Annotated in this window: 19 protein-coding genes; 14 read left to right on the forward strand and 5 right to left on the reverse strand. The window is 61.2% G+C overall.

Annotated features, from left to right (window positions below; translation table 11 throughout):
* The first annotated feature begins 122 nt into the window (after positions 1-122).
* The 5 genes from IE038_RS04800 (at position 123) to IE038_RS04820 (ending at position 11,377) form a co-directional block, all read left to right on the forward strand.
* Positions 123-1,415, forward strand: coding sequence for an MdtA/MuxA family multidrug efflux RND transporter periplasmic adaptor subunit (locus IE038_RS04800; protein ID WP_189395233.1), 1,293 nt, complete (start codon positions 123-125; stop codon positions 1,413-1,415).
* Positions 1,412-4,507: an MdtB/MuxB family multidrug efflux RND transporter permease subunit gene (locus tag IE038_RS04805; RefSeq protein ID WP_189395234.1), complete on the forward strand. Its 3,096-nt coding sequence runs from the start codon at positions 1,412-1,414 to the stop codon at positions 4,505-4,507. The genes IE038_RS04800 and IE038_RS04805 overlap by 4 nt, the downstream gene beginning before the upstream one ends.
* A gap of 22 nt (positions 4,508-4,529) precedes the next feature.
* Entirely contained in the window at positions 4,530-7,640 is a 3,111-nt protein-coding gene (locus IE038_RS04810) for an efflux RND transporter permease subunit (RefSeq protein WP_163931797.1), read from the forward strand.
* A complete protein-coding gene (locus tag IE038_RS04815; protein ID WP_163931793.1) occupies positions 7,637-9,124 on the forward strand; it encodes an efflux transporter outer membrane subunit in 1,488 nt (495 codons plus the stop codon). Before IE038_RS04810 ends, IE038_RS04815 begins: the two co-directional genes overlap by 4 nt.
* Before the next feature lie 171 nt (positions 9,125-9,295).
* Complete coding sequence (locus tag IE038_RS04820; RefSeq protein WP_189395235.1) at positions 9,296-11,377, forward strand: putative bifunctional diguanylate cyclase/phosphodiesterase; 2,082 nt, start codon at positions 9,296-9,298, stop codon at positions 11,375-11,377.
* A gap of 3 nt (positions 11,378-11,380) precedes the next feature.
* On the opposite strand, the gene IE038_RS04825 is transcribed toward IE038_RS04820, so the two are convergent.
* Positions 11,381-11,638, reverse strand: coding sequence for a DUF1652 domain-containing protein (locus IE038_RS04825; RefSeq protein WP_163931790.1), 258 nt, complete (start codon positions 11,636-11,638; stop codon positions 11,381-11,383).
* A 303-nt stretch (positions 11,639-11,941) separates the two neighbouring features.
* Here IE038_RS04825 and IE038_RS04830 point away from each other — a divergent pair, with 303 nt between their 5' ends.
* On the forward strand, positions 11,942-13,150 hold the full coding sequence (locus tag IE038_RS04830; protein WP_189395236.1) for a pyridoxal phosphate-dependent aminotransferase: 1,209 nt from the start codon (positions 11,942-11,944) through the stop codon (positions 13,148-13,150).
* Here IE038_RS04830 and IE038_RS04835 read toward each other — a convergent pair.
* A complete protein-coding gene (locus tag IE038_RS04835) occupies positions 13,122-13,769 on the reverse strand; it encodes a DUF1345 domain-containing protein (RefSeq protein ID WP_189395237.1) in 648 nt (215 codons plus the stop codon). The two genes, IE038_RS04830 and IE038_RS04835, sit on opposite strands and share 29 nt — an antisense overlap.
* Positions 13,770-13,849: 80 nt before the next feature.
* Between IE038_RS04835 and IE038_RS04840 the strand changes: the two genes are divergently transcribed.
* Positions 13,850-14,521 (forward strand): DUF3313 domain-containing protein, encoded by a 672-nt coding sequence (locus tag IE038_RS04840; protein ID WP_163931787.1) that lies wholly within the window; start codon positions 13,850-13,852, stop codon positions 14,519-14,521.
* Positions 14,522-14,782: 261 nt separating this feature from the next.
* Complete coding sequence (locus tag IE038_RS04845) at positions 14,783-15,628, forward strand: site-specific integrase (protein ID WP_407682233.1); 846 nt, start codon at positions 14,783-14,785, stop codon at positions 15,626-15,628.
* A gap of 3 nt (positions 15,629-15,631) precedes the next feature.
* Here IE038_RS04845 and IE038_RS04850 read toward each other — a convergent pair whose 3' ends face one another.
* Both IE038_RS04850 and gspG read right to left on the reverse strand, forming a co-directional pair.
* The gene (locus tag IE038_RS04850; protein WP_189395238.1) at positions 15,632-16,819 is read right to left on the reverse strand and encodes a type II secretion system F family protein; all 1,188 of its coding nucleotides are present in this window, start codon (positions 16,817-16,819) and stop codon (positions 15,632-15,634) included.
* A 15-nt stretch (positions 16,820-16,834) separates the two neighbouring features.
* The gene (gene gspG / locus IE038_RS04855) at positions 16,835-17,257 is read right to left on the reverse strand and encodes a type II secretion system major pseudopilin GspG (RefSeq protein ID WP_163931781.1); all 423 of its coding nucleotides are present in this window, start codon (positions 17,255-17,257) and stop codon (positions 16,835-16,837) included.
* A gap of 174 nt (positions 17,258-17,431) precedes the next feature.
* On the opposite strand from gspG, the gene IE038_RS04860 reads away from it, so the two are divergent.
* Positions 17,432-18,037, forward strand: coding sequence for a lytic transglycosylase domain-containing protein (locus IE038_RS04860; RefSeq protein ID WP_163931778.1), 606 nt, complete (start codon positions 17,432-17,434; stop codon positions 18,035-18,037).
* Between the two features lie 55 nt (positions 18,038-18,092).
* Here the strand turns inward: IE038_RS04860 and IE038_RS04865 are convergent, their stop codons facing one another.
* On the reverse strand, positions 18,093-18,758 hold the full coding sequence (locus IE038_RS04865) for an HAD family hydrolase (RefSeq protein ID WP_163931774.1): 666 nt from the start codon (positions 18,756-18,758) through the stop codon (positions 18,093-18,095).
* A 101-nt stretch (positions 18,759-18,859) separates the two neighbouring features.
* On the opposite strand from IE038_RS04865, the gene lexA reads away from it, so the two are divergent.
* From lexA to IE038_RS04890, 5 genes are all read left to right on the forward strand, one after another.
* Complete coding sequence (lexA, locus tag IE038_RS04870; protein WP_163931770.1) at positions 18,860-19,477, forward strand: transcriptional repressor LexA; 618 nt, start codon at positions 18,860-18,862, stop codon at positions 19,475-19,477.
* Positions 19,477-20,094, forward strand: coding sequence for a translesion DNA synthesis-associated protein ImuA (gene imuA / locus IE038_RS04875; RefSeq protein ID WP_189395239.1), 618 nt, complete (start codon positions 19,477-19,479; stop codon positions 20,092-20,094). The genes lexA and imuA overlap by 1 nt, the downstream gene beginning before the upstream one ends.
* A 6-nt stretch (positions 20,095-20,100) precedes the next feature.
* Positions 20,101-21,516, forward strand: coding sequence for a Y-family DNA polymerase (locus tag IE038_RS04880; protein ID WP_163931764.1), 1,416 nt, complete (start codon positions 20,101-20,103; stop codon positions 21,514-21,516).
* Entirely contained in the window at positions 21,492-24,590 is a 3,099-nt protein-coding gene (locus IE038_RS04885; protein WP_195826216.1) for an error-prone DNA polymerase, read from the forward strand. Before IE038_RS04880 ends, IE038_RS04885 begins: the two co-directional genes overlap by 25 nt.
* 171 nt (positions 24,591-24,761) lie before the next feature.
* Positions 24,762-25,460, forward strand: a complete 699-nt coding sequence (locus IE038_RS04890) for a CoA transferase subunit A (RefSeq protein ID WP_102052136.1) — start codon at positions 24,762-24,764, stop codon at positions 25,458-25,460.
* The last annotated feature ends 14 nt before the right edge of the window (positions 25,461-25,474 follow it).

The raw sequence follows: 25,474 nt of genomic DNA on the forward strand, positions 1-25,474 counted from the left end.
TTTTTATTTATAGTTCAGTATCTTGCCTCTGTCAGCGCTAAGTAAATTGCCGGTAAAGGCGCTTTGCTTAACGGTCTCATCTGCTTATCGTTCAGCCTTCTCAAAAGACATCCCTCTGCACAATGGTCGATCACCCCATGCATGCTTCCGCTTCCCGTTCCCTTCGTCCCTGGCTCGTTAGCCTGCTGATCTTGTTGTTGGTCGTCGGCCTGTGTTGGTGGCTGTGGCCTTCGACGCCAGCAAAAAACACCAGCATGGCGCCGGGCAAGGGCGGTCGACCGGGCTTTGGGGCCTTTGGTGGGCCGGTGCCAGTCCGCGTGGCGCCCGCTACCGTTGCGGATTTCCCGCTGTACCTCAAGGCACTGGGTACTGTTACTGCCACCAATACGATCAATGTGCGCAGCCGTGTGGCGGGTGAGTTGGTCAAGGTCAACTTCCAGGAGGGGCAGAAGGTAAAGGCCGGTGATTTGCTGGCTGAAATCGATCCGCGTAGTTACCAGATTGCCTTGCAGCAGGCCGAGGGCACCCTGGCGCAGAACGTGGCGCTGCTGAAGAATGCCCAAATTGACCTGGCGCGTTACAAAGGCCTGTACGCCGAAGACAGCATCGCCAAACAGACCCTCGATACCCAGGCGGCGCTGGTCGAGCAATACCAGGGCACCGTCAAGACCAATCAGGCGGCAGTGGGCGATGCCAGGCTGAACCTGGAGTTCAGTAAGATCCGTGCGCCGATCAGTGGCCGTCTTGGCCTGCGCCAACTTGATGTCGGTAACCTGGTGGCAGCCAACGACACCACGGCGCTGGTCGTGATCACCCAGACCCAGCCGATCACCGTTGCCTTTACCTTGCCTGAGGCGCAGCTGTCGGCGGTGCTTGCGCGCTACCGCAGTGGCGCCAAGCTGGCGGTGGAAGCCTGGGACCGGGGGGATCTCAAGCAGCAGGCCGTCGGTGTGCTCAGCAGCCTGGACAACCAGATCGACACCACGACCGGCACCCTGAAGTTCAAGGCACGTTTCGAGAACCAGGATGAAGTGCTGTTCCCCAACCAGTTCGTCAATGTGCGCGTGCTTGCCGATACGCTGAAAGACGTGGTGTTGGCCCCTTCGGCAGCGATTCAGTTCGGCACGGAGGGCTCCTTCGTGTATGTGATGGACGGCGACAAGAAGGTGCGCATTCGCAAGCTCAAGGTTGGCGCCAGCGATGGCGAGCACACGGTAGTGGTTGAGGGCCTGGCAAAGGGCGAGCGGGTGGTGCTTGAAGGTACCGACCGTTTGCGCGATGGCAGTGACGTGGATGTGGTCAACGACAGCTCCGAAGTGCCTGCGGCCCCCGGTCAACACTTGCAGGGGCAGGATCAGCAGGATGCCTCGGCGCGCCCGCGTGCTCAGGCTGCTCAGGGTAAGGCGGGCGCATGAACCTCTCGCGGCTGTTCATCCTGCGCCCGGTGGCGACCACACTGAGCATGCTGGCCATCGTGCTGGCGGGCCTTATCGCCTACAGGTTGCTTCCGGTGGCGGCGTTGCCGCAGGTCGATTACCCGACGATCCGGGTCATGACGCTCTATCCCGGTGCCAGCCCCCAGGTGATGACCAGCGCCGTCACGGCCCCGCTTGAGCGTCAGTTCGGGCAAATGCCGGGGTTGACCCAGATGGCCTCCACCAGCTCGGGCGGTGCTTCGGTGCTGACCCTGCGGTTCAGCCTGGAAATGAACATGGACGTCGCCGAGCAACAGGTGCAGGCGGCGATCAACGCTGCCAGCAACCTGCTGCCCAGCGACCTGCCGGCGCCACCGGTGTACAACAAGGTCAACCCGGCCGATACCCCTGTGCTGACCTTGGCCATCACCTCGAAAACCATGCTGTTGCCCAAGCTCAATGACCTGGTCGATACCCGTGTCGCGCAGAAGATTGCGCAGATCAGCGGGGTAGGGATGGTCAGCATCGCCGGTGGCCAGCGCCAGGCGGTACGCATCAAGGTCAATCCCGATGCCCTGGCGGCCGCCGGGCTTAATCTGGCTGATGTTCGTACGTTGATTGGCGCGTCCAACGTCAACCAGCCCAAGGGCAACTTCGACGGCCCGACCCGGGTTTCGATGTTAGATGCCAACGACCAACTGCGTTCGCCCGAGGAATACGCCAACCTGATCCTGGCCTACAACAATGGCGCACCGCTGCGACTCAAGGATGTTGCCGAAATCGTCGATGGTGCCGAGAACGAGCGTCTGGCAGCCTGGGCCAACCAGAATCAGGCGGTGTTGCTGAACATTCAGCGCCAACCAGGCGCTAACGTCATCGAGGTGGTCGACCGGATCAAGACCTTGCTGCCATCGATTACCGACAACCTGCCTGCCGGCCTTGATGTCGTGGTGCTTACTGACCGTACCCAGACCATTCGTGCCTCGGTCAAGGACGTACAGTATGAGCTGTTGATCGCCATCGCCCTGGTGGTCATGGTCACCTTTGTCTTCCTGCGCCGTTTGAGTGCTACCTTGATCCCGTCCATTACCGTGCCGTTGTCACTGATCGGCACGTTCGCGGTGATGTACCTGGCGGGCTTCTCGATCAACAACCTGACGCTGATGGCGCTGACCATTGCCACCGGTTTTGTGGTGGACGATGCCATCGTCATGCTGGAGAACATCTCCCGGCACATCGAAGAAGGTGAAACGCCGCTGCAGGCTGCGCTCAAGGGCGCCCGGCAGATTGGCTTTACCCTGGTGTCGCTGACCTTCTCCCTGATTGCGGTACTGATTCCGCTGCTGTTCATGGCCGATGTGGTAGGCAGGCTGTTCCGTGAGTTTGCCATCACCCTGGCGGTGGCCATCCTGATTTCCCTGGTGGTCTCGCTGACACTGACCCCGATGATGTGCGCGCGGCTGCTCAAGCGCGAACCCAAGGAGGCGGAACAGAGCCGTTTCTACCGTGCCAGTGGCGCCTGGATCGACTGGATGATTGGCCACTATGGCCAGGGCTTGCAGTGGGTGCTGCGCCATCAGCCGTTGACCCTGTTGGTGGCGGTGGCAACCCTGGGGCTGACTGTCGTGTTGTACCTGGCGGTGCCGAAGGGGTTCTTCCCGGTGCAGGACACTGGGGTTATCCAGGGCATTTCCGAGGCGCCGCAGTCGGTATCGTTCGCCGCCATGAGCGAGCGTCAGCAAGCCTTGTCAGCGATCATCCTCAAGGACCCGGCGGTGCAGAGCCTGTCTTCCTATATCGGGGTCGATGGCGACAATGCCACGCTGAACAGTGGCCGCTTGTTGATCAACCTCAAACCGCACAATGAGCGGGACCTGACTGCGGCCCAGGTGATCCTGCGTCTGCAACCGGAGGTCGACACGCTGGTCGGTATGCGCCTGTTCATGCAGCCGGTGCAGGACTTGAGCATTGAAGACCGGGTCAGCCGCACGCAGTACCAGTTCAGCCTGTCATCGCCAGATGCCGAGCTGCTGGCGCAATGGAGCGGCAAACTGGTCGATGCCTTGCGCCTGCGCCCGGAGCTCACCGATGTCGCCAGTGACCTGCAAGACAAGGGCTTGCAGGTTTACCTGGTAATCGATCGCGATGCGACCGGACGCCTGGGTATCAGCGTCTCCGACATTACCAATGCGCTCTATGACGCCTTCGGGCAGCGCCAGATCTCCACCATCTACACCCAGGCTACCCAGTACCGTGTGGTCTTGCAGGCCTCTGAGGCGGCCACCCTAGGCCCACAGGCGCTGGAGCAGGTCTACGTCAAGAGTGCCGATGGCGGGCAGGTCCGCTTGTCGAGCCTGGCACGTATCGAGCAGCGTCAGGCGCAGTTGGCGATTGCCCACATCGGTCAGTTCCCGGCGGTGATGATGTCGTTCAACCTGGCGCCCGGTATAGCGCTGGGCGAGGCGGTCAAGGCGATTGAACAGGTGCAACAGGACATTGGCATGCCGCTCGGGGTGCAGACGCGCTTCCAGGGTGCAGCCGAAGCGTTCCAGGCGTCCCTGTCGAGTACCTTGCTGTTGATCCTGGCCGCAGTGGTGACCATGTACATTGTGTTGGGGGTGCTCTACGAGAGCTATATCCATCCGGTGACGATCCTCTCGACCTTGCCGTCCGCTGCGGTCGGGGCCTTGCTCGCCTTGCTGCTCAGTGGCAATGACCTGGGGATGATTGCAATCATCGGCATCATCCTGCTGATCGGTATCGTCAAGAAGAACGCGATCATGATGATCGACTTCGCCCTGGAAGCTGAGCGCACGCGCGGTGTCGATCCGCAGACGGCGATCTATGAGGCAGCGCTGCTGCGCTTCCGCCCCATTTTGATGACCACCTTGGCGGCGCTGTTTGGGGCCGTGCCGTTGATGCTGGCTACGGGCTCTGGCGCAGAGCTGCGCCAGCCACTGGGCCTGGTGATGGTGGGTGGCCTGCTGGTCAGCCAGGTGCTGACGCTATTCACGACGCCGGTCATCTATCTGTACTTCGATCGGCTGGCACGGCGTTTCAGTGGTCGCAGTGCTGCGGGGGTGCCGGTATGAGCATGGTCAGGAGCTGCCGCCGATGAACCTGTCCGGCCCGTTTATTCGTCGTCCGGTGGCGACGATGCTGCTGAGCCTGGCGATCCTGTTGCTGGGTGGCGTGAGCTTTGGCTTGCTGCCGGTGGCACCGCTGCCGCAGATCGATTTCCCGGTGATCGTGGTGTCGGCCAACTTGCCGGGGGCGAGTCCCGAGGTCATGGCCTCGACTGTGGCGACCCCGTTGGAGCGCTCGATGGGCGCAATTGCCGGGGTCAACACCCTGACCAGCCGTTCCAGTCAGGGTTCGACCCGGGTGATTCTGGGCTTTGAGCAAGGGCAGAATATCGATGCCGCCGCCCGCGAAGTGCAGGCGGCGATCAATGCCTCGCGCAATCTGTTGCCCAGCGGCATGAACAGCATGCCGACTTACAAGAAAATCAACCCGGCCCAGGCACCGATCATGGTGCTGGCGCTGACGTCCAGCGTGTTGCAGAAAGGCCAGTTGTACGACCTCGCATCGACCATCCTGTCGCAGAGCCTGTCCCAGGTGCCGGGGGTAGGGGAGGTGCAGATCGGCGGCAGCTCGTTGCCAGCGGTACGCATCGAGCTTGAGCCGCAGATGCTCAACCAGTACGGCGTGGCCCTGGACGATGTGCGCCAGACCATCGCCAATGCCAATCAGCGTCGGCCCAAAGGTTTCGTCGAGGACAGCGCACGTAACTGGCAGGTACAGGCCAACGATCAGCTCTACAAAGCCAAGGACTATGAACCCCTGGTGATCCGTTACCAGGACGGTTCGGTACTGCGTCTGAGCCATGTGGCCAAGGTCAGCGATGGCGTGGAAAACCGCTACAACAGTGGTTTTTTCAATGACCAGGATGCGGTGCTGCTGGTGATCAACCGTCAGACCGGGGCCAACATCATCGAGACTGTGGCGAAGATCAAGGAGCAGTTGCCGGCCCTTGAGGCGTTGATGCCGGCCAGTGTCAAACTGGACCTGGCCATGGACCGTTCGCCAGTGATCAAGGCCACCCTCAAGGAAGCTGAACATACCTTGCTGATTGCGGTAGCCCTGGTCGTCCTGGTGGTGTTCCTGTTCCTCGGCAACCTTCGCGCTTCGCTGATTCCGACCCTGGCGGTACCCGTGTCACTGGTGGGTACCTTCGCAATCATGTACCTGTGCGGCTTTTCCCTGAACAACCTGTCGCTGATGGCCTTGATCCTGGCCACAGGCCTGGTGGTGGACGATGCCATCGTGGTGCTGGAAAACATCTCCAGGCACATTGATGAGGGTGTTGCGCCGCTGCGTGCAGCGTTTCTCGGCACCAAGGAGGTGGGTTTCACCTTGTTGTCGATGAACGTGTCGCTTGTGGTGGTGTTCATCTCCATCCTGTTCATGGGCGGTATTGTCCAGTCGCTGTTCAAAGAGTTCTCCATCACCCTGGCCGCCGCGATCATTGTTTCGCTGGTGGTGTCGCTGACCCTTACACCCATGCTCTGCGCCCGTTGGCTCAAGCCGCACCCGGTTGGCCAGCAGACCCGCTTGCAGCGTTGGAGCGAGCAGCTCAACCAGCGCATGATGGCCGGTTATGACCGTACCCTGAGCTGGGCATTGCGCCATCGTCGGCTGACGCTCGTCAGCCTGCTGCTGACCATTGGCGTGAACATTGCCCTTTACGTCGTGGTGCCCAAGACCTTTATGCCGCAGCAGGACACCGGCCAGTTGATGGGGTTCGTGCGCGGTGATGACGGGCTGTCGTTTTCGGTCATGCAGCCGAAAATGGAGACCTACCGTCGGGCCCTGCTCAATGATCCCGCCGTGGAAAGTGTGGCCGGCTTCATTGGTGGCAATAGCGGCATCAACAACGCCATGGTGCTGGTGCGCCTGAAACCGATCAAGGAACGCAAGGACTCGGCACAGAAGGTCATTGAGCGCCTGCGCAAGAACATGCCCAAGGTGCCGGGTGGCCGCTTGTTCCTGATGGCGGACCAGGACCTGCAATTTGGTGGTAGCGGGCGCGAGCAAAGCTCCTCACAGTTTCTCTATACCTTGCAAAGTGGCGACCTGGCTTCGTTGCGCGAGTGGTACCCGAAGGTCGTTGCGGCCTTCAAGACCCTGCCGGAACTCACGGCTATCGATGCGCGTGAAGGCAGCGGTACCCAGCAAGTGACATTGGTGGTCGATCGCGAACAGGCCAAACGCCTGGGTATCGACATGAATATGGTCACCGCGGTGCTCAATAACGCCTACAGCCAGCGGCAGATCTCGACTATCTACGACAGCCTGAACCAGTATCAGGTGGTCATGGAGGTCAACCCGCAGTATGCCCAGGACCCGCGTACCCTGGAGCAGGTGCAGGTGATTACTGCGGCGGGGGCGCGGGTGCCGCTGGCCTCGTTTGCTCGCTATGAAAACAGCCTGGCCAGCGACCGGGTCAGTCATGAAGGGCAATTCGCTTCTGAAGACATCGCCTTCGACATTGCTGAAGGCTACAGCCAGGAAGCCGCCATGGCCGCTGTAGAACGTGCAGTGGCCAAGGTCGGCTTGCCTGAAGAGGTGATCGCCAAACTGGGCGGTACCGGCAATGCCTTCGAGGAAAGCCAGAAAGGCCAGCCATTCATGATCCTCGGTGCACTGCTGGCGGTGTACCTGGTGCTGGGCATTTTGTATGAAAGCTACATTCATCCGCTGACCATTCTGTCGACGCTGCCGTCCGCCGGGGTGGGCGCCTTGCTCACGCTGCACCTGGTGGGCAGCGAGTTCAGCCTGATCTCGTTGCTGGGGTTGTTTCTGCTGATCGGGGTGGTGAAGAAAAACGCCATCCTGATGATCGACCTGGCCTTGCAGCTTGAGCGGCATGAAGGGCTGAGCCCTGAAGAATCGATCCGCCGTGCGTGCCTGCTGCGTTTGCGGCCGATCCTGATGACCACCCTGGCGGCCATCCTCGGTGCGCTACCGCTGTTGCTTGGCGGTGCCGAAGGTGCCGAGATGCGGCAGCCGCTGGGTCTGACCATTATTGGTGGGCTGGTCTTCAGCCAGATCCTCACGCTTTACACCACTCCTGTGGTCTACCTCTACCTGGACCGTCTGCGCCATCGCTTCAACCACTGGCGTGGCGTGCGTACCGATGCTGCTTTGGAAACCCCGCTATGACTCAACGCCTGTTACTTTCCGACCGCACACTTCAGCAGTTGCTGGCCGCCCGAGGCTCACGCTTGCTGGCGACCGGCATGTGCCTGGTGATGCTCAGCGCCTGTACCCTGAGCCCGAATTACCAGCGCCCGGAAACCCCTGCGCAAGCGTCGTTCAAATATGCAGAGGGCTGGACCCAGGCAACACCATCCGATGCGTTGGCCCGAGGTGCCTGGTGGGAGTTGTATGGCGATAGCCTGCTCAACGACCTGGTTGCGCAACTCAATGCCAACAACCAGACGGTTGCCCAGTACGAGGCTCAGTACCGGCAGGCGCAAGCGTTGGTGCGTAGCGCCCGAGGCTCGCTGTTTCCCAGTATTGACCTGAGTGCCGGCAAGACCCGTTCCAGCCAGGGCACAGGTAGCAGTAGTTCAAGCCTGAGCAATAACAGCAGCGGCATCCGTGATACCTACAACACCCAACTGGGCGTGAGTTGGGAGGCTGATTTGTGGGGCAAACTGCGCGAGGGGCTGGCCGCTAACCAGGCCAGCGCTGAAGCGAGCCTGGCCGACATGGCCGCGATTCGTCTGAGTCTGCAGTCGGAACTGGTGCAGAACTACCTGCAACTGCGGGTGCTGGATGAGCAGAAGCGCCTGTTAGAGGCCACTGTCGAGGCTTACCAGCGTTCGCTGACCATGACCGAGAACCAGTACCGTGCCGGCGTTTCTGGCAAAGATGCCGTGGCTCAGGCACAAACTCAGCTGAAAAGTACTCAGGCAGACCTGATTGACCTGGTCTGGCAGCGTGCCCAGTTGGAGAACGCGATTGCCGTACTGCTGGGCAAGGCACCGTCAGAATTTGCCCTGGCCGCGACCGAGCGCATTCCGGCCCTGCCGGAAGTGCCGCTGGCCTTGCCGTCGCAATTGCTGGAGCGTCGTCCCGACATCGCGTCGGCTGAACGCAAGGTGATGTCGGCCAACGCCAGCATTGGCGTGGCAAAAGCGGCCTACTTTCCCGACTTGAGCCTGAGCCTGAGTGGGGGCTACAGCAGTAGCAGCTTCAATGACTGGATCAGCCTGCCAAACCGCTTCTGGTCGGTCGGGCCGCAACTGGCAGTGACCTTGTTCGACGGTGGCAAACGTGCAGCTGAAGTCGACCGAACCGAAGCGGTCTATGACCAGACCGTCGCCCAGTACCGGCAGACGGTGCTGGATGGCTTTCGTGAAGTGGAAAACTACCTCGTGCAGTTGAAGGTCTACGAGGATGAGGCCCAGGTACGCAATGAGGCGCTGGCGTCCGCACGGGAATCGTTGCGCCTGACGAATAATCAGTACAAGGCAGGGCTGATTGGTTACCTCGACGTAGTCAATGTGCAGGCCACGGCCTTGAGTAATGAGCGCAGTGTGCTGACCTTGTTGCAGGGGCGTCTGGTGGCGAGCGTACAGTTGATTGCGGCCTTGGGTGGTGGCTGGGACACAGAGGCGGCGTTCAGCCCGCAGCCTTGACGGTTCGGCTGGTCAGGATGGCGGTATCGTGCCCGCGTTTGCACGGTACTGTGATCCGCGCAGGTTATAGCTGACCCACTGAAACTCCGTGCGTTTCGCTAGCGCTTGGGTACAATCTCCGGCCTTATCGGGCCTCAACGCGTGCCCTCCAACCCGGTTGTCGAAGGCCTCATGTTGATCGGTAGTTACTCTCCCTCGCTGGTACTGATTTCCCTGTGCGTGGCTATCCTTGCGTCTTATACCGCGCTTGACCTGTCTGGCCGTATCGCGACGTCCAAAGGGCGCGCGGTCTACCTGTGGATGGGTGGCGGGGCCATGGCCATGGGTTTCGGGATCTGGTCGATGCACTTTATCGGGATGCTCGCCTTCAGCCTGCCGATCCCGCTGGGTTACGACATCACCTTGACGGCGCTGTCCTTGCTGGTTGCCGTGTTGTCTTCGGGTTTCGCTCTCTGGCTGGTCAGCCAGCCGAGCCTGCCTTGGCGGACGCTGGGCCTGGGTGCCTTGATCATGGGGGCGGGCATCAGTTGCATGCATTACACCGGGATGGCGGCCATGCGCATGCAGCCCGGCATCGATTACGACCCGGCGTTGTTCGTAGTGTCTTTGCTGATAGCCGGGAGCGCCTCGGCTGCGGCGCTCTGGATCGCGTTCCGTTTACGTCTACACACCCCTTACGTGCGCCAGTTCCGTGGCTGTGCGGCGGTGATCATGGGCATTGCCATTGTCGGCATGCACTACACCGGCATGGCTGCGGCCAACTTCGTCGATGGCAGCTTCTGTGGCGTCCAGGACGGCTTGAGCGGTAATGGCCTGGATTATCTGGTATTGATCACTACCCTGGCGGTGCTGGCGGTGGCGTTGTTGACGTCGGTGCTGGATGCGCGACTGGAAGCGCGTACGGCCGAACTGGCGCACTCGTTGACATTGGCTAACCAGGAACTCACGCAGTTGGCCTTGCACGACACCTTGACCGGGCTGCCCAATCGGACGTTGCTGGCCGACCGGATCGATCAGGCCATCAGCAAGGTGGCGGAGCAGGGCGGTTGCTTTGCCCTGATGTTTATTGATCTTGATGGTTTCAAGCCGGTCAACGATGCCTTTGGCCACCATATGGGTGACCAATTGCTCAAAGAGGTTGCTTTGCGGCTTCGCGGGCACCTGCACAGCCAGGACACCCTGGCGCGTATTGGCGGTGATGAGTTTGTGCTCTTGGTAGAGCTGGATGAGCCGGACGATGCGCTGGGTGTTGCTACCAAGCAGGTCAACCTGATCTCGCGACCATTCCGCATCAATGAGCAGAACCTGCAGATTTCCGCCAGCATCGGCATTTCCTTGTACCCGGGTAACTGTATTGACCAGCACGAGCTGCTGCGCAATGCCGACGCGGCGATGTACCACGCCAAAAGCGCGGGCAAGAACGGCTACAGCTTCTTCGATGTATCGATGAACAGCAATGCACGGTTGCAGCTGCAGTTGCTTCAGGATTTGCGCATGGCGTTGGAGCAAGGGCAGTTTCGCCTGTACTACCAGCCCAAGTTCGATGCCCAGAAATGCCAGCCCATCGGTGCTGAAGCGCTGTTGCGTTGGGCCCATCCTCAACATGGCCTGTTGTTGCCGGATCGCTTTATTGTCCTGGCGGAGAAGACCGGCCTGATCATTCCCATCGGTGAGTGGGTGCTGGATGAGGCGTGTCGGCAAATGCGCTTGTGGATTGATCAGGGTTATACCGACTGGCGTATCGCCGTGAACCTGTCGGCGATCCAGTTCTGTCATGCCAGCCTGGTTGAGAGTGTTGCCAAGGCATTGGCGCGGCATCGTCTGCCGCCCAACACCTTGACGCTGGAAATTACCGAGACCACCGCCATGCATGATGCCGATGCCAGTCTGTTGGTTTTGCAGAGGCTTTCGGACATGGGCGTGGACTTGTCGATCGACGATTTTGGCACCGGCTACTCCAGCTTGATGTACCTCAAGCGGCTGCCGGCCAATGAGCTGAAGATCGACCGGGGCTTCGTTCGTGATCTGGAGCACGACGGCGACGATGCCGCGATTGTCTCGGCGATAGTTGCGCTGGGCCAGGCCTTGGGCCTGCGTATCGTTGCCGAAGGGGTGGAAACCGATCGGCAACAGGACTTTCTCACACGTCTGGGCTGTGATTCGCTACAGGGCTACCTCTTGGGGCAACCGCAATCTGCAGAAGACTTCATGGCCAGAATCGAATCGGTCCATCAAGCCGATCTACCCGCCTAGGTGTCATGCCGAATGCAAGGTGCTGGAAGGCTCACAAGCATCGAGCTCGGCCTCTACGGCCTCGATGATCAGCTCAACATCGGTAGCTTGCATCACGGTGGCGCATGGAATGCCGGCGATCGCCAGCAAGGTTTCGCCCGTGGCGCGGTCAAACAGGCGGGCGACCATGCTGCAGGGAGCATCCATGGTGGCTTCAAAGCCCAATGGATGGAAATGCCAACGCATTACCTGACAGGCGTTTGGAAACGTCAGTTTGTTCATGCCGGCCTCCTTGATTATCAGCGTCACACGGTGTGTTGGCTACGTCTCAGGGTATAGCGCGACCCTAACCATAGCATTCACTGGCGCGTTGTCCGGACCGGAACCCGGTTCATCACCGGTTGTTTGACCCAGATCAAAGCCCTTCGTTCGAATGGTTTTTCAACGCAAACGTTTGTCTTTGGGTGTTGAACCGCACGGCGCACGTCATTCTGCTACTTTTACCGGCAGTCGGCTGGGATGCCTGCCTGGAGGTTTCTGACCAGCGGTACGCCCGAGGCGCACCCTCAGTCAAGGAGCCCCTTCATGCAGTATTCCACCCTGACCCAACGTATTGCGGGTGACGGTGCTGCCGTCTGGAACATTCACTACCGTGCCCTGGAGCTGCAGCAGCAAGGTCGTGACATTCTGTTGCTGTCGGTCGGCGATCCTGATTTCGAAACGCCTAAGCCGATAGTCCAGGCGGCGATCGACAGTCTGGTCGCTGGCGATACCCATTATTCAGATGTGCGCGGCAGCCTGGCCTTGCGTCAGGCCATTGCCCGCCAGCATGCACGGCTCAGCGGGCAAGTCGTGGATGTGCAAGAGGTCGTTGTGTTGGCGGGGGCCCAGTGTGCGCTGTATGGCGTGGCTCAATGCCTGTTCGATCCGGGCGATGAAGTGATCGTCGCCGAGCCCATGTATGTCACTTACGAGGCGGTCTTCGGTGCTTGCGGGGCCCGGCCGGTACCCGTCGCGGTCAAGCCCGAGAAGGGTTTTCGTATTGAGCCGGCGGATGTTCAGGCGCTGATCACCCCGCGTACCCGCGCCCTGCTTATCAATAGCCCGCACAACCCTTCAGGTGCCAGCCTGCCACGTGCCACATGGGAGCACCTGGCAACGCTGTGTATCCAGCACGACCTGTGGCTGATCTCTGATGAGGTGTACAGCGAACTGCTGTATGACGGCGAGCATGTCAGCCCCGCGAGCTTGCCGGGCATGGCAGAGCGTTGTGTGACGATCAACAGCCTTTCCAAATCCCATGCCATGTCCGGTTGGCGGGTGGGTTGGATGATCGGGCCGCCGACGTTGGCTGACCACCTGACACACTTGGCGCTGTGCATGCTCTATGGCTTGCCGGATTTTGTTCAGAACGCTGCTCGGGTGGCCCTGGAACACGACCTGCCAGAGCTTGCTCAGATGCGCGAGGCTTACCGCGAGCGTCGTGATCGCGTATGTGCCAGCTTGGAAGGCTGCGCGGGGATCCGTGTGCACAGGCCGGATGGCGGCATGTTCGTGATGATTGATATCCGTGAAACTGGCTTGGGCGCACAGGCGTTCGCCGAACGCCTGCTGGAAGAGCAGGGTGTTGCGGTGTTGCCTGGCGATGCATTCGGCCCCAGTGCTGCCGGGCATCTGCGACTGGGCCTGGTACTGGACAGTCAACGACTGGAACTGGCCTGCCAGCGCATTGCCCGCTGTGCGGCACAAGCGCTGGAGGGGCAATTCAGCTCAGCAAGCCGGCTGCAATATTGATCGTGAAGCCCAGAATGGCTGTGTTGAAGAGAAAACCGATCAGCGAGTGAGCCAATACCACACGGCGCAACTCGCGCCCGGCGACCCCCACATCGGCGGTTTGCACGGCCACGCTCAGGGTGAACGAGAAGTAGTGGAAGTCCCAGTAGTCCGGGCGGCATTCGCCATCGGCAAAACGCAACACTGGGGCCTTTGCCTCGTCGGTGTAGAACAGGCGTGCGTAGTGCAGGCTGAAGATCGTGCCGATCAACAGCCACGAACCGCTTACGGTGAGCCCGGTGAAGGCGTAGCGCAACAGTTGTTGGCCATTCTCCAGGCCCCGACTGCCGACCAGTTCGAGGGTAACGGCGGCCAGGCTGGCGATGGCCGCGATACAGACGGTGAACAGCACCAACCCGGCATTTTCGTCTTCGATACTGGCCACCTTGCGGACTCGCTCCGGGCTGGCCCGAATGGTCAGCCAGAGCACCAATGCCAGGTAAAACCAGACACCGATATTCCAGCCAATCAAAATATGCTGGATCAGGTCGTGGGCGGGAATCAGCAGGCCTGCAACAGTGCCCAGTAGCGCAGCGGCGCTCAAGCGTGGATGGGTGTGTGCCAGTTTGTGGAATGCCATGCTGCCTCGTTTTGTTGGATGCCTGCGCAACTCTAGCCTATACCTACAGAGCCTTCCTTTGCGCGCCATGGAGCGAGAGCATGAAAAGAGCATTGATCGTCGGTACTCTGTGCCTGACAGGGCTTGTAATGGCCGGTTGTTCAAGCAAAGTTGTCGAACCCGAACATTATTCCGGTTTTCTCAGGGATTACAGCCGTTTGAGCGAAAGCACATCGCCTTCCGGGGCGACGGTGATGCGTTGGGTGGACCCTGACCTGAAGGCTGAGCGTTACAAGAGCGTCTACATCGAACCGAGTCAGTTCTATCCCAAACCGCAAGCGACCGAGCGCATACCGCAAAGTACCCTGCAAGGCATTACTCGCTACTACGATGCGGCACTCAAGCGGGAAATCAGCAAGTCCCTGCCACTGGCTACAGGCCCTGGCCCTGGCACCATCGTGATCAGGCCGGCCATTACCGCAGTCAGTAGCAAGACCGAAGGCTTGAAACCGTATGAGGTGATTCCGATAGCACTGGTAGCCGCGGCAGTGAGTACCGCCTCGGGCATTCGTGATCAGGAAACCGAGATTGCCACTGAAGCGGCATTTCTCGATGGGGGTAATAATAAGGTGTTGGCCCAGGTCGTACGCAAGGGCAGCGGTAAGCCCCTGGAGAACGACAAGCAGGTGTTGGTCCCGGATGACGTGAAGTCTGTACTGGATACCTGGGCTTCGGACCTGAACCTGTCGTTCAGGAAGCTCAAGTCTCGTTAGCTCACTTGATTATCCTGAAGCCGACTGCTCGCCCGTGGTATCGGCTCCCATGATGGGAGGGCGTGTCGGCTATTGGCAGCAGCGTCACGCCTGATGAGTTACCATCAGCCCGGTGCCAGGTCAAAATGCTTGGCAATCAATAGCCTGGCTCTGATTTCGGAGCATGCTGGCGCTGCTACAGGATCTCTCGTTTTGCCCGATTCACTGCATAACCCGCTGCTGCAATACCTTGCGCGCCTGGCACCCTCCAGCCAGTTGACCATGAAGTACGTCCTGCAGGATGCTGCCGACCGACTCGGCTTTGACGAATGCGATATCGCCGAGGTGCCCTGGCACCTGCTCGATCCTGCGCATGTGGTTGCGCTGGTGGCGGCATTGCGTGCCGATGGGTTTACCCCCAACACCTCATCGCTGTATGTCAATGCAATACGCGGCGTCATGAACGAGGCGTGGCGGTTGAGCCTGATCAGTCATGAACAGTTGCTCAAGATTCGTACCGTGAAAGCGACCCAGGGTGTACGCCTGCCCGTGGGACGTAACCTCAAGCGCAGCCTGATACGTGAACTCATGGAGGTGTGCGCCGCCGACCCGCGTCCACAGGGGCTGCGTGATGCAGCGGTAATCGCTTTGCTCTATGGCACGGGGATGCGCAAGTCCGAGTCGGTCGACTTGAAGCTGTCGCAAATCGATTTTTCCGAGCGCAGCCTGCAGGTGTTGGGTAAAGGCAACAAGCAATTGATCAAGTATGCACCGGCCTGGGCGTTCGACACGCTCAATGCCTGGTTGGCGTTTCGCCGCTCGCAGTTGCCGGAGGGGCAGGCCGATGACGATTTCCTGTTCAACCGTATACGCCGTGGCAGCCATATCACCCGCGAGCGCATCACCAAGCATGCGATCTACTACATCGCACGGCAGCGGGGGCAGCAGGTAGGGGTGAAGATCATGCCCCACGATTTTCGTCGCTCGTTCATCACGCGGGTGATCGAAGAGCATGACCTGTCGATTGCGCAGAAACTTGCGCACCACAGCAACATCCAGACCACCGCCAACTATGACATGCGCGACGACAACGAGCGGCGGCGGGCGGTGGATCGTTTTGATATGTAGCGGTCAGTGAATGCTCGATGCCAGTTCGAAGATGGGGATGTACATCAGGATGACGATCACGCCGATCAACAGTCCGATGAACGTCATCAGCAGCGGCTCGAACAGCCGCACAAACCACTCGATCCAGCGACCGACTTCGTCATCGTAGAAGTCCGCGCTCCGCTCCATCATTTGTCCAAGGTTGCCGGCGTGTTCGCCTGCACGCAGCAGGCGTAGCGACACCGGGGTGACCAGTTGCCCGGCTTCCAGCGCGGCAGACAGCGACAGGCCTTCGCGGACACGCTCGCATGCCTGGTCCAGGCGTTGGCCAGCAGAGACGCCGAGCAACCCCCGGGCCATCGCCATGGCGGTAAGGATCGGAATGCCACCTTGCAGCAGAATACCCAGTGAGCGGTAGAACCGCGCCAGTTCATACATCACCAGGCGACGGTGCAAGGCGGGTACGCGTTCCAGCTGCCGCCCCAGCCAGCGACGGACAGCGGGCTGACGTTGCAGCAGTGCCAGGGTTGCCATCAGCAGGCCAAAGCCCGCGGCCAGGAGTCCCTGGTGAGCATGCAGGAACAGACCGGCATGCATCAGCACCTGCGACAGCCATGGCAGGTTTGAACCAAGGCCTTCGAATACCAGGCTGAAACGTGGCACTACATACCCCAGTAGAAACAGCACCACACCGCCACCGACCAGCAGCAGCAAGAACGGGTAAATCGATGCGCCGACAATCCGTTGGCGTACCTCATCCAGGCGCTGGCGATAGGCGACATAGCGGCCCAGCGCCTCGCCCAGCGCCCCGGTTTTTTCGCTCGATTGCACCAGCGCGACATACAAGGTTGGAAAGACTGCCGGCCACTGCCCGAGCGCTTGGGAGAACGATTTACCCTCGTAGAGCTGGCGCACCAAACCATCAAGTACCTTGCGCGCGGCCGGTGCGGTTTCCTTTTCCGCCAAGCTCTCCAGGGCGTCGATCAGCGGAAGGCCGGCATTGAGCAGGGTGGTCAGTTCCTGACTGAACAGCACCAGCTCAAAGTGTTCTCGACGTCGCCAGTTCAGGCCGGGCCAGCGTTCGCTACTGCGCAGGCTGACCACCCGTAAGCCCTGCTGCTCTGCCAGTTGACGGGCCTGAGCCGGGTCGCTGGCTTCAAGCGTCAGGCAGACTACGCCAGCCTTGCCCAGAGCCTTGAGTTCAAAACGCATGGCGCGTCCCTCCACTCACTGCCAGCTGGTGATTTCGGCATTCTCGCCGTCACCGCCGGGTTGGCCATCCTTGCCCATCGACAGCAGGTCATATTCGCCGTTTTCTCCGGGCTGGCGATAAATGTAGGCACGCCCCCAAGGGTCTTGCGGCACTTGCTTCTGCAGATAGGGACCGGTCCAGCGGCTTTCACCGCTCGGCGCACTGACCAACGCTTGCAGACCCTGTTCCGAGGACGGGTAGTGACCGACTTCCAGCCGGTACAGGTCCAGCGCCTTGCCCAGGCCCTCGATTTGCGCCCGGGCCACTTTTGCCTCCGAGCGCCCCAGTTGGCTGAAATACTTGGGCGCGACGATGCCGGCCAGCAAACCAAGTACCACCAGCACCACCAGCAGTTCGAGCAGGGTGAAACCCCGTTGCACATGTCGTTTGTTGTTCATGCCATAGGCCTCCGTTGTGCGCCTGAAGTGCCTTATGCAATTGCCATGCGCGTTCTGCCGGTAGCCGTAGGGATGCGGCTGGAAAGCGGCACGCTGCTTGCGTCAGTACATCTGCACCCGGAAAAACGGGGCATAAGCCCCACTTTCTGGGGACGTAACGGGGAGGGGTTCGCGATGACGCACGTGACGGCAGTGCTCTTGGCCTGGTGGGTGTTCAGTGGCCCAGTCATGGCGGATGTCTATATTTCGGTTTCCAGCAGCGGCGGCTATGTACTGTCGAATGTGCATCGCCCAGGGCGCCACTACCAGCGCGTGGTGGTTGAGCCAAGGCCTGTTCAGTCGAGTGCGCTGCAGCCACAGTTGATTACCGGCATGCCCTATGCCGGATTGATTGCCGAAGCTGCCAAGGCCCAGGGTGTCCCTGAGGCACTGCTGCATGCGGTCATTCAGGCAGAGTCGCGTTACAACGCCAATGCGCGCTCACCCAAGGGGGCCGCAGGGCTGATGCAGTTGATGCCTGATACCGCGCGTGAACTGGGTGTCACGGATGTGCTCGACCCGGCTGCGAACCTGCAGGGTGGTGCTCGTTATCTCAAACGTATGCTGAACCTGTTCAACAACGACATAACGCTGGCCGTGGCCGCCTACAATGCCGGGCCTGATGCGGTGATCAGCCGTGGCCGGGTGATTCCGCCGTTTGCAGAGACACAGCGTTATGTGCCGAATGTGCTGCGCCAGTATCGGCGTCTGCAAGGGATCGCCGTGGATGCACCGTTGTAGGCCGAGCGCTCGTGCGTCATCCGGTGGCGCCACGTAGCAAGACAAGCGACCGGCGTCACTGAGCCTGAGCGGACATCCGTTCGATCAGTGCCCACAGTCGCGCATCCGTGAAGTCCTCCACCACCAACTGTGCTCCAGCGGCCAGCAGCACTTCCGGTCGTTGGCTGGTGGTCAGGCCAACGGTAAAAATACCGGCCTTGCTGGCTGCCGTTACCCCGGGAATCGAGTCCTCGAACGCCAGCGCGTACTCGGCTCGCGCCTGCAGGCGTTCAAGGCCGGTGAGGTAGGGCAGCGGGTCGGGTTTGGCGCAGGGCAGTTCCTCGGCCACCAGAATATGTCGAAAGCGCCCGGCCATGCCCATGGCGGCGAGCATGTGCTCGGCGTTGGCCCGTGGGGCATTGGTGACTACGGCCATGCCCAGGCCGGCAGCTTCCCCATGCGCAAGCAGGCGCGGCAAGCCTGGGGTCGGTTGCAGGCGCGGCGACAAGGCGCGAAAGCGTGCTTCCTTGCGGTCGGCGAACGCCTGGTGCTCCTCGACCGAGCGCTCCGGGAACAGGTAGCGGCACAAGTCGGCATTGGCCCGGCCACTGACATGCGCGTCGAACTCCTCTTCGGTAAAGACCCGGCCTTCTTCGAGCAACAACTGCTGCATGGCCAGCAGGTGCAGTTTGTCGGTATCGGTCAGGGTGCCGTCGAGGTCGAACAGCAGGGCATTGAGCATGGTGGGTTTCCGCTACACGTCTGGTAGCGACAATCATAACGGACTCATTTCGCCTTGGGGCGATCAATGGGGCTGGTCAGCTGTTTACGAAAAGAGTACAAATGTACTCCATGACTAGATTATCGCCCAAACGCACAGCCATCCTGACCTTCATCCGTGAGCGCATCGCCGAACACGGCCAGCCACCGAGCCTGGCCGATATCGCCCAGGCTTTCGGTTTCGCCTCGCGCAGTGTGGCCCGCAAGCACATTCAGGCCCTCTGTGAGGCGGGTTTGATCGAGGTCACACCGAACCAGGCGCGCGGTATCCGCCTGGCCGGGGCGTTGCGCCGGCCCGAGGTGCTGGAGATACCGGTGCTGGGGCAGGTGGCGGCCGGGCGACCGATCGGCCCGGATATCGATATCCATGAGCAACTGCTGCTTGATCCGCAGTTGTTCAGCCGTACCCCGGACTACCTGCTCAAGGTGCGTGGTGACTCAATGATCGATGACGGTATCTTCGATGGCGACCTGGTTGGCATCAAACAACAGGCCGATGCCCGTGATGGGCAGATCGTGGTCGCCCGCCTGGACGGCGAGGTGACCATCAAGCGCTTCCAGCGTGCCGACGGGCATTACCGTCTGTTGCCGCGTAACCCGGCCTATGCGCCGATTGACGTCGGTCCCGAGCATGAGCTGGTGATCGAGGGTGTGTTCTGTGGCCTGTTGAGGCGTGGCTGATGGGCGCCGTGGTCAGTCTCGACGGGCTGCTGGATACCCGCCAGGTCTGGAAGGGTCGGCCTGTTGCACCGCCACGCGACGTACAGCCCACCGGGCATGCTGCGCTGGATGCCGCCTTGCCCGATGCCGGCTGGCCGTCCGGGGCGCTGACCGAGGTGTTGTTGGCGAGCGCCGGCAGTGGTGAGCTGCAATTGCTCTGGCCGAGCCTGGCACGCTTGACCACGGGCGGCGAGCGGGTCGTACTGGTAACGCCACCCTATATACCCTATGCCCCTGCCTGGCAGGCTGCCGGGGTCGACTTGCATTGGCTGTCGCTGGTGCAGGCCAACCCGGCTGACGCCCTCTGGGCGGCCGAACAATGCCTGCGTTCGGGCAGTTGCGCTGCGGTGTTGTGTTGGCCGCATCAGGCTGACGATCGGGCGTTGCGCCGTTTGCAGGTTGCCGCTGAAACGGGCCAGGCCCTGGCGTTCGCCTGCCGTCCTCACTTTGCCGCGTTGAACCCTTCGCCTGCGGCCTTGCGGATTGCCATCGATAGCCAGCCTGCACAGTGGCGGGTGCTCAAGTGCCGTGGCGGGCGAGCGCCGGCAGCCCCCATTGCGGCGTACCGGCGAGGCTGATGCACCATGCTCTGGGCTTGTATCCTGCTGCCGCAGCTGGCGCTCGATGGTGTGCTGCGCGGGCGTGATGACCCGGTAGCCCCGCTGGTACTGATCAGCGGTCCGACCCAGCGTCGGGTGTTGCAGGCGGTCAACCCGTCTGCCCATGCCCTTGGCTTGCGTGCCGGGCAAACGCTGAGCACAGCGCAAACCCTGGCCCAAGGGTTTACGTGTGTCGAGCATGACCCTGCAGCCACGGAACACTTGCAGCAATTGCTTGCGGCCTGGGCCTATCGCTTCAGTTCACAGGTCAGCCTGCATTACCCACGAGCCTTGTTGCTGGAGGTCGAGTCCAGCCTTGGGTTGTTCGGGCCATGGCCTGCGTTTGAAGCGCGCTTGCGTGAGGAACTGACGGCACTCGGCTTTCGTCATCGCATCGTCTTGGCCAGCAACCCTGTAGCGGCCCGGATGCTTGCCAATGGGCATGACGGATTGGCAGCTTTCTGCCCCGATCAGACTCGGGCGGCCTTGGTGCGAATGCCCATTGAACGCATCGGTTTAGCGGCGGACGCTGCCACGGCGTTCGTTCGTATGGGTGTGCGCACCCTGGATCAGGTGTTGGCGCTGCCGCGTGATGCGCTGGCTCGACGTTTCGCCGCCCCGGTACAGCTGCATCTGGACCGGCTGCTTGGCCTGCGCCCCATGGCACTGGCGTGCTACATGCCGGCTGACCGTTTCGATGCGCGGCTGGAGCTGAATTTCGATGTTGAATCCCATCAGGCGCTGCTGTTCCCGTTGCGGCGCTTGATCAACGACCTGACGGTGTTTCTGGTCGGGCGGGATGTGGGGGTGCAGCGTTTTACCCTGTACCTGGAGCATGCCGAGGCTGAGGACACCCGTGTGGTGGTTGGCCTGCTGGCTGCTGAGCGTGAGGCCGGCATGCTGTTTGAACTGGCTCGTGGGCGGCTGGAGGCGCTGCAGCTTGTTGCGCCGGTGCGTAACCTGCGTTTGCTGGCCGAGGACTTGCCACGTTTCGTGCCACCGCTAGGGGAGCTCTTCGAGGCTCGGACGCAGCAGCACCAGCCGTGGGAGCAGTTGCGCGAGCGTTTGCGTGCGCGCCTTGGCGATGAGGCGGTGAGGACGCTGCAGGTGCAGGCAGACCATCGCCCCGAGTGTGCCTGGCGCTTGGGAGAGGGGCGCTTGGCCAACATATCGGCACCGGCTGCGCCACGTCCCGGCTGGTTGCTGGCCACGCCGCAAGCGCTACTGGCTGACGGTTTTCAAGTGTTGGCCGGGCCTGAACGTATCGAGTCCGGTTGGTGGGACGGCGACGACATACGCCGTGACTATTACCTGATCGAAACCGCCAGCGGCCAGCGTGGTTGGGCCTACCGTAATGTCGGTGACAGTCATTCGCTGTGGTTGCAAGGCTGGTTCGCATGAGCGTGGCGTATGCCGAATTGCACTGCCTGTCGAACTTCAGTTTCCAGCGTGGTGCCTCACGTGCGCAGGAGCTGTTCGAGCGTGCCCGCCAGCAAGGCTATCAGGCCCTGGCGATTACCGATGAATGCACCCTGGCCGGTATTGTGCGGGCCTGGCAGGCAGCGAAGGACAGTGGTCTTCCATTGATCATTGGCAGCGAAATACGCCTGGAGGACGGCCCGAAACTGGTGCTGTTGGTAGAGGATCTGTGTGGCTATCAGCACCTGTGTCGACTGATCACCCTGGGGCGTCGACGGGCAAAGAAGGGCGAGTACTGCCTGTATCGCGCGGACTTCAACAGCCCTCTGCCTGGGCTGTTGGCACTGTGGGTGCCGGATGACGAGCGTGACGCCAGCAACGGCCACTGGTTGCGTGAGGTGTTTGCTGAGCGCCTGTGGCTAGCAGTGCAGTTGCACCGTGGCCCGGATGACCGCCAGCGACTGGCGAACCTGCAGGCGCTGGCCGTTGAGACAGGCATTCCAGCGGTTGCTTGTGGCGATGTGCATATGCATGCCCGTGGACGCCGGGCCTTGCAGGACTGCATGACCGCTGTCCGTCATCACACGACAGTGGCCGAGGCCGGGCACCGTCTGTTCGCCAATGGCGAGCGGCACTTGCGATCATTGCAGCAACTGGTCGAGTTGTACCCACCCGAATTGCTTCAGGCCAGTGTACAGATCGCCGAACGTTGCCATTTCGATCTTGGTCAGTTGCGCTATCAGTACCCTCAGGAAGTGGTGCCACAGGGTCATACCTCGACCAGCTGGCTGCGTCAGTTGTGCGAGCATGGCCTGCATTGGCGCTGGCCTATGGGTATCGAAGACAAGGCCCGAGCCATGCTTGAGCATGAGTTGGCCCTGATCGCCGAGCTGGGGTACGAAGGGTACTTTCTCACGGTCCACGACATCGTTCGGTTTGCCCGCGAGCAGGACATCCTTTGCCAGGGGCGGGGCTCGGCAGCCAACTCGGTGGTGTGCTTCGTACTGGGCATCACCGAGCTGGACCCCATGACCTCGCACCTGTTGTTCGAGCGTTTTCTCTCCCGCGAGCGTAACGAGCCTCCGGACATTGATGTTGATTTCGAGCACGAGCGCCGCGAAGAGGTGCTGCAGTACGTGTTCCGCCGTTATGGTCGTCACCGCGCGGCGCTCACGGCCGTGGCCAGCACCTACCATGCCGCCGGTGCCGTACGGGATATTGCCCGGGTGTTGGGGTTGCCGCCTGATCAGGTCAACGCACTGGCCGATTGCTGTGGCCGCTGGAGCGACCGGGTACCGTCGGCCGAGCACTTGCGTGAGGCGGGCTTCGACCCTGAAAGCCCGTTGCTGCACCGGGTATTGGCGTTGACAGGGACATTGATCGGCTTTCCCCGGCACCTGTCTCAGCACCCCGGTGGCTTTGTCATTTCCGAGCAGCCACTGGACAGCCTGGTGCCTGTGGAGAACGCGGCCATGGAAGACCGCACAGTGATCCAGTGGGACAAGGACGATCTCGACCTGGTCGGTCTGCTCAAGGTCGATATCCTTGCCTTGGGAATGCTCAGCGCCTTGCGTCGCTGTTTCGATCTGCTTGAACGCCATCGTGGGCGTCGGCTGACTATCGCCACGGTGCCGCCCGAGGATGCAGCGACCTACGACATGATTGGTCGTGCCGATACCATCGGCGTGTTCCAGATCGAATCGCGGGCGCAGATGGCCATGCTGCCCAGGCTCAAGCCGAAGACGTTCTATGACCTGGTCATTGAAGTGGCGATTGTCCGCCCTGGGCCGATTCAAGGCGATATGGTCCACCCCTATCTGCGCCGTCGGAACAACGAAGAGCCTGTAGCGTTTCCTTCACCCGCACTGGCGAAGGTATTCGAGCGCACCCTGGGCGTGCCGCTGTTCCAGGAGCAGGTCATGGAGTTGGCCATCGTCGCGGCCGACTACAGCCCGGGTGAGGCCGATCAATTACGCCGCTCGATGGCAGCGTGGAAACGTCATGGCGGGCTGGAGCCACACCGTGAGCGCTTGACCCGCGGTATGCTCGCCAATGGTTACACAGAGGCCTTTGCTGCGCGGATCTTTGAGCAGATCAAGGGCTTTGGTAGCTACGGGTTTCCCGAATCCCATGCGGCCAGCTTCGCCTTGTTGACCTACGCCAGTTGCTGGCTCAAGTGTCATGAGCCGGCCATCTATGCCTGCGCGTTGATCAACAGTTGGCCGATGGGCTTCTACAGCCCGGACCAGATCCTTCAGGATGCACGACGGCATGGCATCGAGATTCGTCCGGTGGATGTGTGCCATAGCGACTGGGACTGCAGCCTGGAGCCGGGCACGGAGGGTGCCTTGGCGATCCGCCTGGGGCTGCGCCAGGTGCGTGGTTTTCGTGAGGGCGATGGCCGGCGTATCGAGCAGGGGCGCGCCATGAAGGCGTGGAGCGATGTCAGCGACCTGAGCATGCGCGCCGGCCTGGATACCCGCGCACGTGAGCTGCTGGCCGATGCCGGAGCCTTGCAAGGGCTGGTCGGGCACCGTTACCAGGCGCGCTGGGAAGTGGCGGCGGTGCAGGCCCAGTTACCGTTGTTCGCCGGGCTGGCGGCTCCGTCAGACGAGGGGGTGGCCTTGCCCGCGCCAACGTTGGGTGAGGACCTGTTCGCTGATTACAGCAGCACCGGCACGACTCTGGGGCCGCATCCTTTGGCCTTGCTGCGGCGTCGGCTCGACGGCCTGGGTTGTCGCAGCTCCCAGCGACTGGTCGAATTGGCCCATGCCGACAGGGTCAGCGTGGCAGGCATTGTCATTGGGCGGCAACGGCCGCAGACCGCCAGCGGGGTGACTTTCGTCACCCTGGAGGACGAATTCGGCATGATCAATGTGGTGGTCTGGCGGGCGCTGGCCGAGCGTCAGCGCCGAGTATTGGTGGGCGCGCGGCTGTTGCGGGTGGTGGGTCGGCTGGAGTGCGAGAGCGGGGTGCGCCATGTGATCGCCCGACACCTTGAGGACCTCAGCCCACTGTTGAGTGGGCTGGACGTGCGCAGCCGGGACTTTCATTGATGTTTAAGCGCGTCGCCCGGCGCAGCAAACCGTGTTCGGGTCTATTGTTTTTAAAAACCAATTAATCAATGAAAAAAACAAAATTAACAAATGAGTCAGGAGGGGTGAAGATGCGCCAGACGCTCCTCCGACACCCAAGGTCGGTTCTACAACTACAAAAGGCGGATCAGCATGGCCGGACTGGACAAGCGCGTAGCAACCTATGAAGAGGCCCTCGAAGGCCTGACCGACAACATGACGGTACTGGCCGGCGGCTTCGGCCTGTGCGGCATTCCGGAAAACCTTATTGCTGAAATCAAGCGTCGTGGGGTCAAGGGCCTGACCGTCGTCTCCAACAACTGTGGTGTCGATGGCTTCGGCCTGGGTGTGCTGCTGGAGCAGCACCAGATCCGCAAGATGGTCGCGTCCTACGTGGGTGAAAACGCCGAATTCGAACGCCAGTTGCTCAGCGGCGAACTGGAAGTGGAACTGACCCCGCAAGGCACCCTGGCCGAAAAAATGCGCGCAGGCGGTGCGGGTATCCCGGCCTTCTATACCGCTACCGGCTACGGTACCCCGGTGGCCGAAGGCAAGGAAGTGCGCGAGTTCAACGGGCGCAAGTACATCATGGAAGAAGCCATTACCGGCGACTTCGCCATCGTCAAGGGCTGGAAGGCCGATCACTACGGCAATGTGGTCTACCGCAACACCGCGCAGAACTTCAACCCGCTGGCCGCCACAGCCGGGAAGATCACCGTGGTCGAAGTTGAAGAAATCGTCGAGCCAGGTGTCCTGCTGCCCAGCGAGATCCATACCCCAGGCATCTATGTCGACCGGGTAATCGTCGGCACCTTCGAGAAGCGCATCGAGAAGCGCACGGTCAAAGCCTGACCCGCCCCCGCACA

Origin of the sequence: Pseudomonas laurentiana, assembly GCF_014648275.1 — a bacterium.
Taxonomy (GTDB): Bacteria; Pseudomonadota; Gammaproteobacteria; order Pseudomonadales; family Pseudomonadaceae; genus Aquipseudomonas; species Aquipseudomonas laurentiana.

Bases quoted from the DNA above. Each gene is read 5' to 3' on its own strand.
- IE038_RS04800 (WP_189395233.1), top strand. From the start codon at position 123: ATGGTCGATCACCCCATGCATGCTTCCGCTTCCCGTTCCCTTCGTCCC.
- IE038_RS04805 (WP_189395234.1), top strand. From the start codon at position 1,412: ATGAACCTCTCGCGGCTGTTCATCCTGCGCCCGGTGGCGACCACACTG.
- IE038_RS04810 (WP_163931797.1), top strand. From the start codon at position 4,530: ATGAACCTGTCCGGCCCGTTTATTCGTCGTCCGGTGGCGACGATGCTG.
- IE038_RS04815 (WP_163931793.1), top strand. From the start codon at position 7,637: ATGACTCAACGCCTGTTACTTTCCGACCGCACACTTCAGCAGTTGCTG.
- IE038_RS04820 (WP_189395235.1), top strand. From the start codon at position 9,296: ATGTTGATCGGTAGTTACTCTCCCTCGCTGGTACTGATTTCCCTGTGC.
- IE038_RS04825 (WP_163931790.1), bottom strand. From the start codon at position 11,638: ATGAACAAACTGACGTTTCCAAACGCCTGTCAGGTAATGCGTTGGCAT.
- IE038_RS04830 (WP_189395236.1), top strand. From the start codon at position 11,942: ATGCAGTATTCCACCCTGACCCAACGTATTGCGGGTGACGGTGCTGCC.
- IE038_RS04835 (WP_189395237.1), bottom strand. From the start codon at position 13,769: ATGGCATTCCACAAACTGGCACACACCCATCCACGCTTGAGCGCCGCT.
- IE038_RS04840 (WP_163931787.1), top strand. From the start codon at position 13,850: ATGAAAAGAGCATTGATCGTCGGTACTCTGTGCCTGACAGGGCTTGTA.
- IE038_RS04845 (WP_407682233.1), top strand. From the start codon at position 14,783: ATGAAGTACGTCCTGCAGGATGCTGCCGACCGACTCGGCTTTGACGAA.
- IE038_RS04850 (WP_189395238.1), bottom strand. From the start codon at position 16,819: ATGCGTTTTGAACTCAAGGCTCTGGGCAAGGCTGGCGTAGTCTGCCTG.
- gspG (WP_163931781.1), bottom strand. From the start codon at position 17,257: ATGAACAACAAACGACATGTGCAACGGGGTTTCACCCTGCTCGAACTG.
- IE038_RS04860 (WP_163931778.1), top strand. From the start codon at position 17,432: ATGACGCACGTGACGGCAGTGCTCTTGGCCTGGTGGGTGTTCAGTGGC.
- IE038_RS04865 (WP_163931774.1), bottom strand. From the start codon at position 18,758: ATGCTCAATGCCCTGCTGTTCGACCTCGACGGCACCCTGACCGATACC.
- lexA (WP_163931770.1), top strand. From the start codon at position 18,860: ATGTACTCCATGACTAGATTATCGCCCAAACGCACAGCCATCCTGACC.
- imuA (WP_189395239.1), top strand. From the start codon at position 19,477: ATGGGCGCCGTGGTCAGTCTCGACGGGCTGCTGGATACCCGCCAGGTC.
- IE038_RS04880 (WP_163931764.1), top strand. From the start codon at position 20,101: ATGCTCTGGGCTTGTATCCTGCTGCCGCAGCTGGCGCTCGATGGTGTG.
- IE038_RS04890 (WP_102052136.1), top strand. From the start codon at position 24,762: ATGGCCGGACTGGACAAGCGCGTAGCAACCTATGAAGAGGCCCTCGAA.